The sequence below is a fragment of the Nocardioides mangrovi genome (genome assembly GCF_020073815.1).
GTDB lineage: Bacteria > Actinomycetota > Actinomycetes > Propionibacteriales > Nocardioidaceae > Nocardioides > Nocardioides mangrovi.
Map to the genome: position 1 here is coordinate 26,956 of NZ_JAIQZJ010000020.1, position 15,883 is coordinate 42,838.

The window sequence follows — 15,883 nt, forward strand, 5'->3', positions numbered from 1 at the left end:
TCCCACCTACGGTGGACCGGTGCCGACGACGCCACCCGTGCTGGACGACGACTTCCGACGCTTCATGCTCGAGCACCGGTTCGGCATGGAGGAGATCGTCACGAAGCTGACGATCCTGCGCGACGAGTTCGCCCACCTGCACGAGTACAACCCGATCGAGAGCGTGTCGTCGCGGCTGAAGTCCCCCGAGAGCCTGATCGAGAAGATGGCCCGCAAGGGGCTCCCCTTCGACGAGCAGCCGTCGTACGACGAGGTCCGCAAGCGGATCACCGACATCGCCGGCGTGCGGGTCGTGTGCAGCTTCCCCTCCGACGTCTACCGCGTCTTCGACCTGCTCACCCAGCAGGTCGACATCACGGTCGTCGAGGTGCGCGACTACATCAGCGACCCGAAGCCGAACGGCTACCGCAGCCTGCACACGCTGGTCGAGGTGCCCGTCTTCCTCTCCGGTGGCGCGGTGCCGGTGGTGGTGGAGGTGCAGCTGCGCACGATCGCGATGGACTTCTGGGCGAGCCTCGAGCACAAGATCTACTACAAGTACCGGCGCGATGTGCCGGCACGGCTGCTCGACGGGCTGCACGAGGCGGCCGAGACGGCCTACTCCCTCGACGAGACGATGGAGCACCTCCACGAGGAGGTGCGCGGCCTCGAGGGGCTCTCGCCCGACGTGGTCGACGCGCTGCGTCGCATCAACCAGGGCGGCGCGGGTCAGCCGCCGAGCGGGAGCTCCGCCACCGACTCGTAGCGCGGCCGGCCACGCGGGCCCTCGCCGAGGTGCGACGCGACCAGCGTGATCCGGTCCGCGGTCCACCGCGGTCCGGCGTACCCGTCGAGCAGCCGCACCCAGTGCGACACCTCGCCGGGCACCCGGGTGCGGCCGATCGTCAGGTGCGGCCGGAAGCGCTGCCCGTCGACAGCGATCCCGGCCCGGCCCGCCGCGGCCCGGCAGCCGGTGGCGAGGTGGTCGAGCTGGGTGCGGCCGTCGTCGTCGAGGTCGAGCCCGGCCCAGACGACCCGGGCGCGGGCGGCGTTCGGGAAGGCCCCGCCGCCGGCGATCGCCGCCTCGAACGCCGTACGCCGGGCCGCGGCGCGCTCGAGCCGCTCGACCAGGTCGTCGAGCCGCCGGTCCTCGACCTCGGCCAGGAAGGCGAGCGTCACGTGCACCTGCGCGGGGTCGGTCCAGCGCAGGTCGCCGACGTCGCGGCGCGGCTCGAGCAACCGGTCGAGATCGGCGACCGCCTCGTCGGGCGGCACCAGGGCCACGAACATCCGCTGACCGACCACCCGTGAATCCAAGCCCGGCGGGGCCGCATGTTCAACGCGATTCGCACCGCCGAACCGGACCTCGGGTCCCGACCTCGGGGGCAGTCCTCTCACCTCGGGGGCGGTGCAACACCCCCGAGGCGCAGGAATCCCCGGCTCACCGGGTAATCATGCGCGCGCCGCGCAGGCGCAGGCGCTAGCCGATCTGGGTGCCGAGGAGCGATCCGATCACGTAGGTCACGGCCATCGCGAAGAGGCCACCGGCGATGTTGCGGAGGACGGCCCGGCGCGGGTCGGCGTACCCGAGGCGGGCGCTGACGAAGCCGGTGACGGCGAGCGCGGCGACGACCGCGACGACGGTCAGCCAGATGCGGATGCTCTCGGCGCCGAGGGTCATGGTGAGCAGCGGCAGCAGGGCGCCGACGGTGAAGGAGAGCATCGACGCCCAGGCGGCGTGCCAGGGGCTGGAGATGTCGTCGGGGTCGATGCCGAGCTCGGCCTCGGCGTGCGCGCCGAGCGCGTCGTTCTTGGTCAGCTCGACGGCGACCTCGTGGGCGAGCTCGGGGTCGAGGCCCTTCTCGACGTAGATCGCGGTGAGCTCGGCGAGCTCCTCCTCCGGCATGTCGCGGAGCTCCTGCTTCTCCTTCGCGAGGAGGGCGAGCTCGGAGTCGCGCTGGGTGCTGACCGAGACGTACTCGCCCGCACCCATGCTCATCGCACCGGCCGCGAGGCCCGCGACGCCGGCGATCATGATCGGCGAGCTGTCGCTCGTCGCCCCGGCGGCGCCGATCACGATGCCGGCGGTCGAGACGATGCCGTCGTTGGCGCCGAGGACGGCAGCCCGCAGCCAGTTGAGCCGGTTGTTGAGGCCGGCCGCGTGCGGCTCCCCCTCGTGCGGGCCCGTCGGCACCTCGGCGTCACTGATCTCGCTGGTGGCCATGGACGAATCCAAGCCCTCAGCCCGCGCTGCCCGCAACCAAGGGAAGGCTCGGCTGCTCACGGGGTCCCCGGGCACTGAGCCCGAGCGTCCCGGCGGTGAGGCAGGCGATCGCGACGGCCAGCGAGAACCACGGGAAGACCGCCTCCAGGCCCCAGGTCGTCGCCGCCCAGCCGGCCAGGATCGTCGGCACGATCATCGCGATGTAGCCGAGCACGTAGTAGGCCGACATCACCTGGCCGCGCTGGCCCGCGGGCACCACGCTGCCGAGGTGGCGCAACGAACCGCCGAACGCGAGCCCGAACGAGAGGCCCATCAGCGCGGCGGCGGCACCGACCAGCACCGCGTGGCCGCTGTCGAGGGCGAGGACGCTGAGCCCCAGCGCCACGGCGGTGCCGAAGTCGCCGATGATCGCGGCCCGCTTGGCCGCCAGCCGACCGCCGACGGCCTGGCTCAGCGCACCCGAGCCCGCCATCGCGGCGACGACCGCGCCGCCGAAGACCAGGCTGTGCACGCCGGTCTTCTGCCCGGCGAAGGTCGGGAAGAGCGAGAGGTAGACGCCGAGCACCGACCACGCCGCCATGATGCCGAGCACGGCGAAGCGGAAGTCGGCCGCGATCGACGACGGGACGTGCGGCCGGGTCAGCCGCAGCCGCCCGGAGGCGCGACCGGTGCGCGCGGCGTGCGGCTCGATCATCGCGAGCAGGCCGACGAGCAGCACCAGGATCACGGTCGCGACCGCGGCGTACGGCGCGACGTACGGGTGCGGGGCGAACTGCGCGAGCACCGAGGCCGCCAGGACCGTCACCGCGATGCCGGCGTTGAGCATGATGCCGGTCAGGTGCCCGGTGCGGGCGCCGCGGGCGGGACGCAGGTCGAGCAGTGCCGCGCTGCCGACCACGACGGCGGTGCCGACCGCCGCGCCGTGCAGCGCGCGGGCGACGAAGAGCGCGGCCACGCCGTGCGCGGTCATGAAGACCACGAGGCCGGCGATCATGCCGGCGGCGGCGCCGAGCAGCAGGGGCTTGCGGCCGTACTTGTCGGAGGCCTGGCCGGCGACGAGGACGGCACCGAGCGCCGCGACGGCGTACGCCGCGAAGACGAGCGTGGTGGTGATCGGGGCGAGGTGCCAGCGCACCTCGTAGAGGCCGTAGAGCGGGGCCGGCGCGCCCGAGACGCCCATGGCGGCGGCGAGCAGCGCGATCAGCAGCGGGTACGCCCACCGCTGGCCGGTGGTGTGGTCGGTCTCGATCGTGCTCATCGCGTCCTCCTGCGTGGTAGGTTCGACGTAGATCGAACGGCTTCACTCTAGGACCAAGTTCGATGATCATCAAACCGATGTGAGGAGGCGCACGTGCCCGAGACCGAGGTACGGGCCGAGGTCGGCAGCCTGCAAGAGGTGCTCGCCGCGCTCTCCGACCCGGTGCGCCTGGAGATGGTCCGGCGGATGCACGCCGCTGGGGCGCCCGCCGCCTGCGCCGTGCTGTACGACGACGTCAGCAAGTCGACCGCCAGCCACCACTTCAAGATCCTGCGCGAGGCCGGCGTGACCCAGCGCAGCGTGATCGGCGGGCAGACCCACCAGGAGCTCCGCCTCGAGGACGTCGAGGCGGTCTACCCGGGCGTGCTCAGCTCGATCCTGGCTGCCCCTCGCTGACCGCGTCGACAGCTGGCGCGACGGCCGGCGCGGCGGTCGGCTCGCTGATCCGGCGCGGCATCAGCGCCCCGACGGCCAGCAGCGCCACCGCGATCACGGCGGAGACCACGAACACGTCGTGGATCGCGGGGTCGAGGACGTCGCCGGTCACGCTCGAGACGTCCGGGACGCCGCGCCCCAGCCGCTGCGCGATCTCGTGGTTGACGATCGCGCCGAAGACCGCGACGCCCACCGCGCTGCCGACCGACCGGGCGAACATCGTCGACCCGGTGGCCACGCCCCGGTCCTGCCAGGTGACCGCCGTCTGCGCGGCCACGATCGACGGGCTCGCGATCAGGCCGAAGCCGAGGCCCATCACGAAGCTCGGCAGCGCCAGCATCACGAAGGGGCTGTCGGGCCCGATGAGCAGCAGCAGCGAGGTGCCGGCCGCGCCGATCAGGCCGCCCAGCAGCATCGTCGTGCGGAAGCCGACGGTGAGGTAGAGACGCCCGGAGTTGGACGCGGCGATCGGCCAGCCCAGCGTCATCGCCGCGAGCGCGAAGCCGGACACGACAGCGCCGTACCCGAGGACGTTCTGGGCGTAGAGCGGGATGTACGTCGTCAGCCCCATCATCAGGACGCCGACGACCAGCGAGGTGGCCATCGCGGCGACGACGACGCGGTGGCGGAAGAGCCAGAGCGGCAGCACCGGCTCGACCGCGCGTCGCTCGACCAGCACGAAGCCGGCGAGCAGCACCGCGGCGACCACGAAGAGCGTGATGCTGGTCGGCGAGTCCCAGGCCCAGCGGACGCCGCCCTCGAGCAGGCCGAGCAGGAGCAGCAGCGCGCCGCCGGTGAGCAGCACCGACCCGGCGTAGTCGATGCGGTGCGGGCGGCGCTCGACGCGCTCGTCGAAGTTGCGCCAGATCATCGCGGCCGCGAGCAGGCCGAGCGGCAGGTTGATCAGGAAGATCCAGCGCCACGAGGCGTAGTCGGCGAAGACGCCGCCGAGGGTCGGGCCGATCACCGCCGAGAGCGCCCACACGCTGGCGACGTACCCCTGGACCTTGGCACGCTCCTCCAGCGTGTAGATGTCGCCGACGATCGTCATGCTCATCGGCTGCACCGCGCCGGCGCCGAGGCCCTGGACGGCGCGGAAGGCGATCAGCGCGCCCATCCCCCAGGCCAGGCCGCACAGCAGCGAGCCGAGCACGAAGAGCCCGATGCCCGCGAGCATCACCGGCTTGCGGCCGTACTGGTCGGCGAGCTTGGCGTAGACGGGGACGGTGACGGCCTGCGCGAGCAGGTAGATCGAGAACAGCCAGGGGAACTGGGTGAAGCCGCCGAGGTCGTCGACCACCGCGGGCACGGCGGTGGCGAGGATGGTCGAGTCGATCGCGACCAGGCCGAGGCTCAGCATGACCGCCAGCAGGATCGGGCCGCGCTCGCTGCGCAGGCCCACGCTCGCCCGGGACACCTCGTTGACCGTCACAACCATCATCGAACCCGACCGCCACGGGATCTGTTCCCTCATTTTCGCTCAGCGTTCTCCTGGGCAGTTGCTTCCTCGACGGTTCGGGGTACCGCCAGGCGGGTACGCCTGCTTTGATCGATCCAAGGGGAGGACTGTCGGGTGACGGACGGGGAGCACGTGATGCAGGTCTGGCCGGGGGCGGCGTACCCGCTGGGGGCGACCTTCGACGGGAGCGGCACCAACTTCGCGCTCTTCAGCGAGGTCGCCGAGCGGGTCGAGCTCTGCCTCTTCGACGCAGAGGGGACCGAGACCCGGATCGAGCTGACCGAGGTCGACGCCTACGTCTGGCACTGCTACCTGCCGGCGGTGCAGCCCGGCCAGCGCTACGGCTATCGCGTGCACGGCCCGTGGGACCCCGCCCAGGGCCTGCGCTGCAACCCGAGCAAGCTGCTGCTCGACCCCTACGCCAAGGCGACGGCGAGGGAGATCGACTGGGACCAGGCGCTCTTCTCCTACACCTTCGGCGACCCCGACTCCCGCAACGACGAGGACTCCGCGCCGCACATGACCTACGGCGTCGTGATCAACCCGTTCTTCGACTGGGAGGGCGACCGCCGGCTCGACTATCCCTACAACGAGTCGGTGATCTACGAGGCCCACGTCAAGGGCCTCACCGAGCTCCACCCCGACGTCCCGGAGGAGCTGCGCGGCACCTACGCCGGCATCGCGCACCCGGCGGTCACCGAGCACCTCGGCAAGCTCGGCGTGACCGCGATCGAGCTGATGCCGGTGCACCAGTTCATCCAGGACAGCACTCTGCTCGACAAGGGTCTGCGCAACTACTGGGGCTACAACACGCTCGGCTTCTTCGCCCCGCACGCGGCGTACGCCGCCGCGAGCCGCGACGGCCAGGCCGGCCTGGGCCAGCAGGTCCAGGACTTCAAGTCGATGGTCAAGGCCCTGCACGCGGCGGGCATCGAGGTGATCCTCGACGTGGTCTACAACCACACCGCGGAGGGCAACCACCTCGGGCCGACGCTGAGCTTCAAGGGCATCGACAACGCGGCGTACTACCGGCTCGTCGAGGACGACCAGCGCTACTACATGGACTACACCGGCACCGGCAACAGCCTCAACGTCCGGCACCCGCACTCCCTCCAGCTGCTCATGGACTCGCTGCGCTACTGGGTGACCGAGATGCACGTCGACGGCTTCCGCTTCGACCTGGCCGCGACGCTGGCGCGGGAGTTCTACGAGGTCGACCGGCTCGCGACCTTCTTCGAGCTCGTGCAGCAGGACCCCGTCGTCAGCCAGGTGAAGCTGATCGCCGAGCCGTGGGACATCGGGCCCGGCGGCTACCAGGTCGGCGGCTTCCCGCCGCAGTGGACCGAGTGGAACGGCAAGTACCGCGACACCGTCCGCGACTTCTGGCGCGGCGAACCGTCGCTCGGCGAGTTCGCCTCCCGGCTCGCGGGCTCCGCCGACCTCTACGAGCACTCGGGCCGCCGGCCCTTCGCGAGCATCAACTTCGTGACCGCCCACGACGGCTTCACGATGCGCGACCTCGTGTCCTACGACGAGAAGCACAACGACGCGAACGGCGAGGACGGCAACGACGGCGAGAGCCACAACCGGTCCTGGAACCACGGCGTCGAGGGCCCCACCGACGATCCCGAGATCCTCGCCGACCGGGCGCGCTCGCAGCGCAACTTCATCGCCACCCTGCTGCTGAGCCAGGGGGTGCCGATGCTGCTGCACGGCGACGAGCTCGGCCGCACCCAGCAGGGCAACAACAACACCTACGCCCAGGACAACGAGATCTCCTGGGTGCACTGGGACGAGGCCGACAAGCCGCTCATCGAGTTCACGGCCGCGGTGTCGCGACTGCGGCGCGACCACCCGACCTTCCGCCGCAAGCGCTTCTTCACCGGCGGCACCGTGCGGGTGCCCGACGGGGGCGACGGCGACCGGCTCAACGACATCGTGTGGCTGCACCTCGACGGGCGCCCGATGGAGGACGAGGACTGGGACGATGGCGCCAAGGCGATCGGGATGTACCTCAACGGCCACGGCATCGCCGGGCTCGACGAGCGCGGGCAGAAGATCGTCGACGACCACTTCCTCCTCTACTTCAACGCCGACGGCCCGGCCGACGTGACCCTCCCGCCGGACGAGTACGCCGACGGCTGGGACGTCGTCATCGACACCGGCGGCTCGGCCGACGAGGCCGAGACCCGCACCGCCGGCAGCACCTTCGCGATCGCCAGCCGCAGCGTGGTGGTGCTCCGCGAGCACCGCGAGCCCAAGGTCGAGCCCGACCACTCGGTGGCGGCCTCGGTCGCGGCGTCCCAGGCGCGGAAGGGATAGCCGTGCGCGTCCCGACCTCGACGTACCGCCTCCAGATCACGCCCGACTTCGACCTCTTCGAGGCGGCCCGGCGACTCCCCTACCTGCACGACCTGGGCGTCGACTGGGTCTACCTCTCGCCGCTGCTGGCCTCCGAGCCCGGCAGCGAGCACGGGTACGACGTCGTCGCGTTCGACCACGTCGACCCGCTGCGGGGTGGCATCGAGGGCCTGGCCACCCTGTCGGCGGAGGCGCGGCGGCTGGGCATGGGCGTGCTCGTCGACATCGTGCCCAACCACGTCGGCGTGGCGACGCCGAGCGAGGACCCGTGGTGGTGGGACGTGCTGCGGCTGGGCCGCGACTCCGACCGCGCGACCGCCTTCGACGTCGACTGGGCGGCCGGCGACGGACGGATCCTGATCCCGGTCGTCGGCGACGACGACGAGGACGCGATCGAGATCGTGGGCGACCACGTCGAGTACCACGACCACCGCTTCCCGCTGGCGCCCGGCACCACCACGCTCGAGGAGCAGCACTACGAGCTGGTCAGCTGGCGGCGGGCCGACGACGACCTCAACTACCGGCGCTTCTTCGCGGTCAACACCCTCGCGGCGGTCCGGGTCGAGGACCCCGAGGTCTTCGCCGAGACGCACGTCGAGGTGCGGCGGTGGTTCGCCGAGGGGCTCGTCGACGGGCTCCGCGTCGACCACCCCGACGGCCTGCGCGACCCGCAGCGCTACCTCGACGACCTGGCCGCCCTGACCGGCGGCGCCTACGTCCTCGTCGAGAAGATCCTGGAGCCCGGCGAGGCCCTGTCCTCGTCGTGGGCCACCGCCGGGACGACCGGGTACGACGCCCTTGCGCTGGTCGACCGCGTGCTCACCGATCCGGCCGGCGAGAAGCCGCTCGACGATCTCGAGACCCGGCTGCGGGGCGCGCCGGTCGACTGGGCGCGGATGGTCCACGACAACAAGCGCGCGGTCGCCGACGGCATCCTGCACAGCGAGGTCCGCCGGATCACCCGCGAGGTCCTCTACCTCGCCCCGACCGCCGACGAGCCGCGCATCGAGGACGCGGTCGCCGAGCTGCTCGCCTGCTTCCCGGTCTACCGCTCCTACCTCCCGGAGGGACGCGAGCACCTCGACGAGGCGTTCGCGCTGGCGCGGCGTACCCGTCCCGACCTGGCGACCGCCTTCCACCTGCTGCTGCCGATCCTCACCGACGAGTGGGCGGCGCCGGCGCGGCGCTTCCAGCAGACGTCGGGGATGGTGATGGCCAAGGGCGTCGAGGACTGCTCCTTCTACCGCTGGTCGCGGCTCACCTCGCTCAACGAGGTCGGCGGCGACCCGTCGGTCTTCGCGATCGACGTCGACGACTTCCACCACGCGATGACCCTGCGGCAGCGTGACTGGCCGCACGCGATGACGACCCTCTCGACCCACGACACCAAGCGCGGCGAGGACGTGCGGGCCCGGATCGCGGTGCTCGCCGAGCTGCCGTCGGTGTGGGAGTCCGCGCTCGACGACCTTCTCGGTCTGGCACCGCTGCCCGACCCGGGCTTCGGGTCGCTGCTCTGGCAGGCCGCGATGGGCGCCTGGCCGATCTCGCGGGAGCGGCTGCACGGGTACGCCGAGAAGGCGATGCGCGAGGCCGGTGACCGCACCACCTGGACCGAGCCCGACGAGGCCTACGAGGCCGCCGTGCACGCGGCCGTGGACGCGGCGTACGACTCCCCCGACGTCGCGCGCGCGCTGGCCGGGCTCGGCACCCACGTCGACGAGCCGGCGCGGTCCAACGCGCTGGCGGCCAAGCTGGTCGCGATCACGATGCCGGGCGTGCCGGACGTCTACCAGGGCAGCGAGCTCTGGGAGCAGTCGCTGGTCGACCCGGACAACCGGCGGCCCGTGGACTTCGACCACCGCGCGGCGGTCCTCGCAGGCGCGGGCGACGACGACGCGGTGACCAAGCTGCACGTCACCTGCTCGGCGCTCACCCTGCGCCGCGACCGGCCGGAGCTGTTCACGTCGTACGCACCGGTGCTCGCGACCGGGGCCGCCGCGGACCACGTGCTCGCCTTCGACCGCGGCGGCGCGATCACCGTCGCCACCCGGCTGCCGGTCGGCCTCGGTGCCGCGGGCGGCTGGGGGGACACGGCGCTCGACCTGCCGCCGGGTCGCTGGCACGACGTGCTGACCGGGACGGCCACGGACGGCCGGCTCGCCGACCTGCTCGCCGTGCACCCCGTCGCCCTGCTGGTCCGGGAGGACGCATGACGACCCGCGGGCCGTTCGACGTCTGGGCTCCCGTCCCCGAGCGCCTGCGGCTCGTCATTGACGACCGTGGCGTGTTCGGGATGGAGCGCATCGACGACGGCTGGTGGACGCCGACCGAGGAGATCGTCTGGCGACCCGGCGAGGACTATGGATTCGTGCTGGATGACGGCCGCGACTACCCCGACCCCCGGTCGCGTCGCCAACCCGGCGGCGTGCACGCGATGTCGCGCACGTTCGACGCCTCGGCGTTCGCCTGGACCGACGACGCCTGGACCGGGCGGCAGCTGGCCGGGTCGGTGGTCTACGAGCTGCACATCGGGACCTTCACCCCCGAGGGCACCTTCGACGCCGCGCTCGGCAAGCTCGACCACCTACGCGACATCGGGGTCGACCTGGTCGAGGTGATGCCGGTCAACGCCTTCAACGGCACCCACAACTGGGGCTACGACGGGGTCGGCTGGTTCGCCGTCCACGAGGGGTACGGCGGCCCCGCGGGGTATCAGCGGTTCGTCGACGCGTGCCACGCCGCTGGTCTGGGCGTGGTGCAGGACGTCGTCTACAACCACCTCGGACCCTCGGGCAACTACCTGCCGCTCTTCGCGCCCTACCTCAAGCAGGGTTCCAACACCTGGGGCGACCTGGTCAACCTCGACGGCGACGGCTCGGCCGAGGTGCGGCGCTACATCCTCGACAACGTGCGGATGTGGTTCGAGGACTACCACGTCGACGCGCTGCGGCTCGACGCCGTGCACGCACTGAGCGACTCGTCGCCGGTGCACCTGCTCGAGGAGATGGCCGTCGAGGTGGCCGCCCTCTCGGCCCACCAGCGCCGGCCGCTCACGCTGATCGCGGAGTCCGACCTCAACGACCCGCGACTCATCCGCCCCCGGGAGGCGGGCGGCTACGGCCTCGACGCGCAGTGGAGCGACGACTTCCACCACGCGGTGCACGTCGCGCTGACCGGGGAGACGTCCGGCTACTACGCGGACTTCGAGCCGCTCGCGGCCCTGGCCAAGGTGTGCGAGCGGGCGTTCTTCCACGACGGCACGTTCTCGTCGTTCCGCGGGCGCGCGCACGGCCACCCGGTCGACCGCGCGACCACGCCGACGTGGCGCTTCGTGGTGGCCAGCCAGAACCACGACCAGATCGGCAACCGCGCCCGCGGCGACCGCATCACCGAGGTGCTCAACGACGACCAGCTCGGGTGCGCGGCGATGCTGACCCTGCTCGGGCCCTTCACGCCGATGCTCTTCATGGGCGAGGAGTGGGCGGCCTCGACGCCCTTCCAGTTCTTCACCTCCCACCCCGAGCCGGAGCTGGGCCGGGCGACGGCCGAGGGCCGGATCGCCGAGTTCGAGCGCATGGGCTGGGACCCCGACGTGGTGCCGGACCCGCAGGACCCGGCGACGTACGAGCGCTCGAAGCTCGACTGGGACGAGCCCGCCACGGGCCGGCACGCCCGGCTGCTCGACGTCTACCGCCGCCTGGCCCGGCTGCGGCGCGAGCTCCCGCAGGTGACCGACCCGGCCTTCACCGCGACGACCTGCACCGCCGACGAGGACACCCGGGTCTTCACGATGCGCCGCGGCGACCTGCTCGTCGCGATCAACTTCGGCGACGCCGAGGCCCGCCTCGACGCCGACGGCGAGCTGCTGCTCGAGACCGGCGGCGGCGCGACGGTCACCGAGGGCGCGCTCGTGCTGGCGCCGCACGTCGGCGCGGCCGTCCGAACAAACTCGACAGCCTCTCCTGACGCCTGACAGCCGTTGCAACGGCTGTCATCTGCAGGGATCCCCGGTCGACCGGGTATCCCTGCACCCGGGCCCCCGGCTCAGCTCCCGAGGCTGTTCAGGTCGACGACCTCGTCGTCGGCGGGGGCGGAGACGTCGACGTCCTCGTCGAAGTCGGTGAAGGTCACGGTGCCGCTGCTGTCGCCGCCGGTCTTGTCGATCTTCACGAGGTAGTGCGGCGAGTCGACGAGGACGTAGCCGGTCGAGGTGCCGTCGTCGCTCTCGTCGTCGACCGCCACGACCGTGTCGCCGTCGATCTCCGAGGTGTCCTTGGTGGTGTACGTCGACGCCGACGAGTCGTCGCTCGTGAGCATCTGGTCGAGCAGCTCGTCGAGGTCGCAGAACTGGTTGAAGGAGTCCTCGTCGCTCGGGATGACGACCCACTTGTCGCCGACCGCGGCCATGATCTGGTCGGCGGTGTCGCCGGCGAAGGAGGTCCAGAAGGCCTCGTCGGGGCGCATCCAGGTCTGGCCGTCGACGCCGAGCAGCTCGGTGCTGCCGCCGCCGATGCCCAGGCTGCCGGTGCAGTCGCCCTCGGTGCTGACCTGGAGGTCGAGGTCGATGTCCTGGTCGCCGCTGGTGATCGTGCCGCCCACGCGCACGGACTTCAGGTCGCCCATGTCGGCCTTGGCCGCGTCGGCGATGTCCTCGCCCTTCTTGCTGGCGAAGTCGTCGTCGCCACCGCCACAGGCGCTCAGCAGCGCCGCCATGCCGACACCGGCCGCCATCAGTCCCACTCGCATCATGCGGTCAGCCTCGCATCACCGCGACGACCTCGTCGACCCACGCCGGGACCAGCGCCGTCGCCGGCCCGTGCCGGGCCTCGTCGAAGAGGTGGGTGCCCTCGCTGGGCAGCAGGTTGAGCTCGAGGGTCCGCGCACCGCGGCGGGCGGCGTACTGCACGAAGCCAGCGGCCGGGTAGACCGCGCCCGAGGTGCCGATCGAGACGAAGAGGTCGGCCCGGTCGATGACGCCGGAGATGCGGTCCATCTCGTAGGGGACCTCGCCGAACCAGACGACGTCGGGTCGCAGCGCGGCCGCGCCGCAGGCCGGGCACGGCGGCAGGTGCCCGAGGTCGTCGCGCCAGGTCGACCGTGCCCCGCACGCCGCGCAGAGGGCCGAGCGGAGCTCGCCGTGCATGTGCAGCACGCGCGTCGAGCCGCCCCGCTCGTGGAGGTCGTCGATGTTCTGGGTGACGACGAGCAGGTCGTCGCCGAGGTGGTCCTCGAGGCGGGCGAGGGCGACGTGCGCGGCGTTCGGCTCGACCGCGGCGAGCGCGGCCCGGCGGGCGTCGTAGAAGCGGTGCACGACGTCGGGCTGGGCGGCGTAGGCCTCCGGGGTCGCGACGTCCTCGACGTGGTGGCCCTCCCAGAGGCCGTCGGCGTCGCGGAAGGTCGGGACGCCGCTCTCGGCGGAGATGCCGGCACCGGTCAGGACGACGACCCGCATCAGCGCCGCGGCTCCGCGTAGAGGGTGACGGCGTAGCCGCCACCGGGCTCGAAGGCGTCACCGTCCCAGCTCGCGTAGCGCGCGACGGCGTCCAGACCGTGGACGCCGAACGCCGCGTCCACGTCGGCCAGGTCGGTGACCGGGCAGTCGCCGGGCAGGTGCTCGGCGTCGAGGCCGAAGCCGCACACGACCACCCCGCCGGACGCGACGTGCTCGGCGAGCCGCTGCGCCACGTCGAGCAGGGTGCCCGGCTCGAGCAGCGGGATGATGTTGCCGGCCAGCAGCACCAGGTCGAACGTCTCGCCGAGCTCGAACGACGCGAGGTCGCCATCGCGCCAGTCCAGGCCGGGGTGCTCGCGCCGGGCGACGGCGAGCATGGTCGTGTCGACGTCGACGCCGACCACGTCGTAGCCGAGCTCGGCGAGCCGGACCGTGATCCGGCCGGTGCCGCAGCCCGCGTCGAGGACCCGTGCTGGGGCGGGCACCAGGTCGGCGACGAACGCCGCCTCGCCGTGGATGTCCTCACCGCGCTCGGCGCGGGCGCGGAAGCCCTCGTAGTAGCGGGTCGCGTAGTCCTCGCCGGCGCCCGCGACGGCGATGCGCTGCCACCGGGTGGTCATCGACTGGGCAGCTTCCGGCTCGCCTGGGCCTTGAACTCGCTCATGAAGACCTGGTGGATCGCGTCGCTGTCGAGCGCTCCGCCGACCGCGCGCAGCTCGCCGCGGGCGAGCCGCTCGCAGACCCGTAGCCAGGCCTGGCCCATCGCGTAGGTGAAGGTGCCGGCGATGGTGGCGTTGATGGTGCCGGCCACCGCCGTGCCCGCACCCGGGACGAACTTGATCAGGTTGCCGACGAGCGACCGGCCGGCCGTGGTCGCGGCGGCGGTCGCGGCGATCGAGGCGGCCGTCGAACGCTCGATCGGGATCCCGTAGGTGACCGCGATCGAGGCCATCATCGTCAGCTGGAGGGGGACGAGGATGGCGGCGTCGGAGAAGGGGATCGGGGAGGCCCCGGCGGTGGTGGCGGCTCCCGTCGCCACCTTGATCGCAGCCTCCGCGCGCTCGCGCTTGCGGTCGAAGTCAATGCGCTGAGCCGACGTGAGAGCGTGGGCGACGCCCGCAGGCGCGCCGCGAAAGGTGGCATCGAGGACTTCCTGCAGCCCGTACGCCGTCTGCCCGGTGAAGTCGTCCGCCTTCGCCATCGTGTAGTGGATCAGCCCGTCCACGATCGGCAGGTCCAGCGCGGCGATGCTGGCCGCGAGCGCCTCGGCGTCCGGGTGGACCCGGCTGCCTCCCCCGGATCCGGCGCCGCGCGGCACCTGGGTCATCACCAGGATCACCGGCAGCCCGAGGTCGTGCAGCGCGCGGATGAACTCGCCCTCGGTCGGCTCGAAGCGCCGGTCGCCGGCGCGTACGCAGTACCACGCGACGTGGACCTGCTCGGCCAGCGGCTTGCGGCGCATGCCGTGCAGGTAGTCCTTGAGCTCGCCGAGCAGCCGGTCGTTGTCCTGCCCGACCTCGAGTCCGCGGGTGTCGAGCACGCCGAGCGTCCCGGACTGGTGGAGGTAGAGGTGCTCGGCGCGGGTGACGGGCTCGCCGATCCCGGTCGCGGCGATCTCCTCGCCGAAGATCGCGTTGACCAGCGTCGACTTGCCGACCCCGGTCTTGCCGAAGATGGCCAGGTTGAAGCGGCCGATCTCGTCGGCCTTGTCCTTCCACGCCTTCCCGAAGGCCTGGCCGAACCACGCGTCCGTGGGCTTCGCCATACCCCTATCTAACCCGGTGGGGCGGGCGCGCATGCTCCGCGCCGGGTCAACCCGGTCAGCCCTTGGTCGCGCCGGCCGTCATGCCGCTGACGAGGAAGCGCTGGGCGACCAGGAAGATCACCAGCACCGGCGCCGCCGACACCAGGGTGGCGAGCACCAGCTCGGGCGGCGAGACCTCGGCGTTGGCGCCGACCACCGGGTTGAAGTTCGGCGTCGACGTGAGCATCTGGGTGAGGCCGACCTGCATCGGGTAGGCGTCGCTGCCCGGCAGCATCACGTAGGGCAGGAAGAAGTTGTTCCAGTTCTGCACGAAGCTGAAGAAGCCGACCAGGGCGACGACCGGCGCCGCGAGCGGGAGCGCGATCGAGATGAACGACCGGACCTCGCCGCACCCGTCGATCTTCGCCGCCTCGAGGAGCTCGCTGGGCAGCGCGTCGGCGAAGTAGATGTAGGTGAGGTAGACGCCGAACGGGAAGAAGGAGTAGGGCAGCACGACCGACAGCGGCGTGTTGACCAGGGACGCGTAGTTGATCTCGAGGAACGTCGGCAGCACCAGCGCCGCGGTCGGCATCAGCATCACGACGAGGGTGATCACCAGCAGCGGCCTGCGGCCCTTGAAGTCGAGCTTCGCGAGGGCGTAGCCCGCCGGGACGGTGACCACGAGGGTGAGGACCAGGGCCAGGACGGAGTAGATGACGGAGTTCTTCATCCAGGTCTTGACCGCGCCGTCCTGGTAGGACAGCAGCGCGTCCCAGTTCGCCTTCAGGTCGTGCAGGCTGCCAAAGGAGAAGGGGTTGTTGTGCACCAGGTCGTCGTTGGACTTGGTGCCGGCGAGCAGCAGCCAGACCACGGGGAGGAGGAAGAAGACCGCGAAGAGGGCCAGGAGCACGGTCGTCAGCGAACGGCCGGCGGCGCGCTGGGCGGTGGCGGTGGAGGACATCGGGCTTCTT

General features: G+C 71.8%; 14 protein-coding genes. 5 read left to right on the forward strand and 9 right to left on the reverse strand.

Translation table 11 applies throughout. The features are described from left to right. Positions 1-19: 19 nt before the first annotated feature. A complete protein-coding gene (locus tag K8U61_RS22500) occupies positions 20-745 on the forward strand; it encodes a GTP pyrophosphokinase (protein WP_224125252.1) in 726 nt (241 codons plus the stop codon). Here the strand turns inward: K8U61_RS22500 and thpR are convergent. From thpR to K8U61_RS22515, 3 genes are all read right to left on the reverse strand, one after another. Beyond that, positions 709-1,284 carry an RNA 2',3'-cyclic phosphodiesterase gene (gene thpR / locus K8U61_RS22505; protein ID WP_224125253.1) on the reverse strand — a complete coding sequence of 192 codons (576 nt, stop codon included), beginning with the start codon at positions 1,282-1,284 and terminating at the stop codon, positions 709-711. The genes K8U61_RS22500 and thpR overlap by 37 nt on opposite strands. Positions 1,285-1,459: 175 nt before the next feature. Beyond that, entirely contained in the window at positions 1,460-2,203 is a 744-nt protein-coding gene (locus K8U61_RS22510; protein ID WP_224125254.1) for a VIT1/CCC1 transporter family protein, read from the reverse strand. A gap of 16 nt (positions 2,204-2,219) precedes the next feature. Then, positions 2,220-3,461 carry an MFS transporter gene (locus K8U61_RS22515; protein ID WP_224125255.1) on the reverse strand — a complete coding sequence of 414 codons (1,242 nt, stop codon included), beginning with the start codon at positions 3,459-3,461 and terminating at the stop codon, positions 2,220-2,222. Positions 3,462-3,554: 93 nt separating this feature from the next. Here K8U61_RS22515 and K8U61_RS22520 point away from each other — a divergent pair, with 93 nt between their 5' ends. Further along, positions 3,555-3,857 carry an ArsR/SmtB family transcription factor gene (locus K8U61_RS22520; RefSeq protein WP_224125256.1) on the forward strand — a complete coding sequence of 101 codons (303 nt, stop codon included), beginning with the start codon at positions 3,555-3,557 and terminating at the stop codon, positions 3,855-3,857. Here the strand turns inward: K8U61_RS22520 and K8U61_RS22525 are convergent. After that, complete coding sequence (locus K8U61_RS22525; protein ID WP_372454338.1) at positions 3,829-5,334, reverse strand: MDR family MFS transporter; 1,506 nt, start codon at positions 5,332-5,334, stop codon at positions 3,829-3,831. The genes K8U61_RS22520 and K8U61_RS22525 overlap by 29 nt on opposite strands. Positions 5,335-5,490: 156 nt before the next feature. Between K8U61_RS22525 and glgX the strand changes: the two genes are divergently transcribed. The 3 genes from glgX to treZ are packed head-to-tail and all read left to right on the forward strand — an operon-like array spanning position 5,491 to position 11,689. After that, positions 5,491-7,677 carry a glycogen debranching protein GlgX gene (glgX, locus tag K8U61_RS22530; protein ID WP_224125293.1) on the forward strand — a complete coding sequence of 729 codons (2,187 nt, stop codon included), beginning with the start codon at positions 5,491-5,493 and terminating at the stop codon, positions 7,675-7,677. A 2-nt stretch (positions 7,678-7,679) separates the two neighbouring features. Further along, the gene (treY, locus tag K8U61_RS22535; protein ID WP_224125258.1) at positions 7,680-9,929 is read left to right on the forward strand and encodes a malto-oligosyltrehalose synthase; all 2,250 of its coding nucleotides are present in this window, start codon (positions 7,680-7,682) and stop codon (positions 9,927-9,929) included. Then, positions 9,926-11,689, forward strand: coding sequence for a malto-oligosyltrehalose trehalohydrolase (gene treZ, locus K8U61_RS22540; protein WP_224125259.1), 1,764 nt, complete (start codon positions 9,926-9,928; stop codon positions 11,687-11,689). The genes treY and treZ overlap by 4 nt, the downstream gene beginning before the upstream one ends. A gap of 71 nt (positions 11,690-11,760) precedes the next feature. Here treZ and K8U61_RS22545 read toward each other — a convergent pair whose 3' ends face one another. The 5 genes from K8U61_RS22545 to K8U61_RS22565 are packed head-to-tail and all read right to left on the reverse strand — an operon-like array spanning position 11,761 to position 15,873. After that, the gene (locus K8U61_RS22545) at positions 11,761-12,465 is read right to left on the reverse strand and encodes a hypothetical protein (protein ID WP_224125260.1); all 705 of its coding nucleotides are present in this window, start codon (positions 12,463-12,465) and stop codon (positions 11,761-11,763) included. A gap of 4 nt (positions 12,466-12,469) precedes the next feature. Continuing rightward, positions 12,470-13,168 (reverse strand): NAD-dependent deacylase, encoded by a 699-nt coding sequence (locus K8U61_RS22550; protein ID WP_224125261.1) that lies wholly within the window; start codon positions 13,166-13,168, stop codon positions 12,470-12,472. Continuing rightward, entirely contained in the window at positions 13,168-13,788 is a 621-nt protein-coding gene (locus tag K8U61_RS22555; RefSeq protein WP_224125262.1) for a class I SAM-dependent methyltransferase, read from the reverse strand. Before K8U61_RS22555 ends, K8U61_RS22550 begins: the two co-directional genes overlap by 1 nt. Beyond that, complete coding sequence (locus K8U61_RS22560; protein WP_224125263.1) at positions 13,785-14,933, reverse strand: GTPase family protein; 1,149 nt, start codon at positions 14,931-14,933, stop codon at positions 13,785-13,787. Before K8U61_RS22560 ends, K8U61_RS22555 begins: the two co-directional genes overlap by 4 nt. A 55-nt stretch (positions 14,934-14,988) precedes the next feature. Further along, positions 14,989-15,873, reverse strand: coding sequence for a carbohydrate ABC transporter permease (locus tag K8U61_RS22565; RefSeq protein WP_224125264.1), 885 nt, complete (start codon positions 15,871-15,873; stop codon positions 14,989-14,991). Between the last annotated feature and the right edge of the window lie 10 nt (positions 15,874-15,883).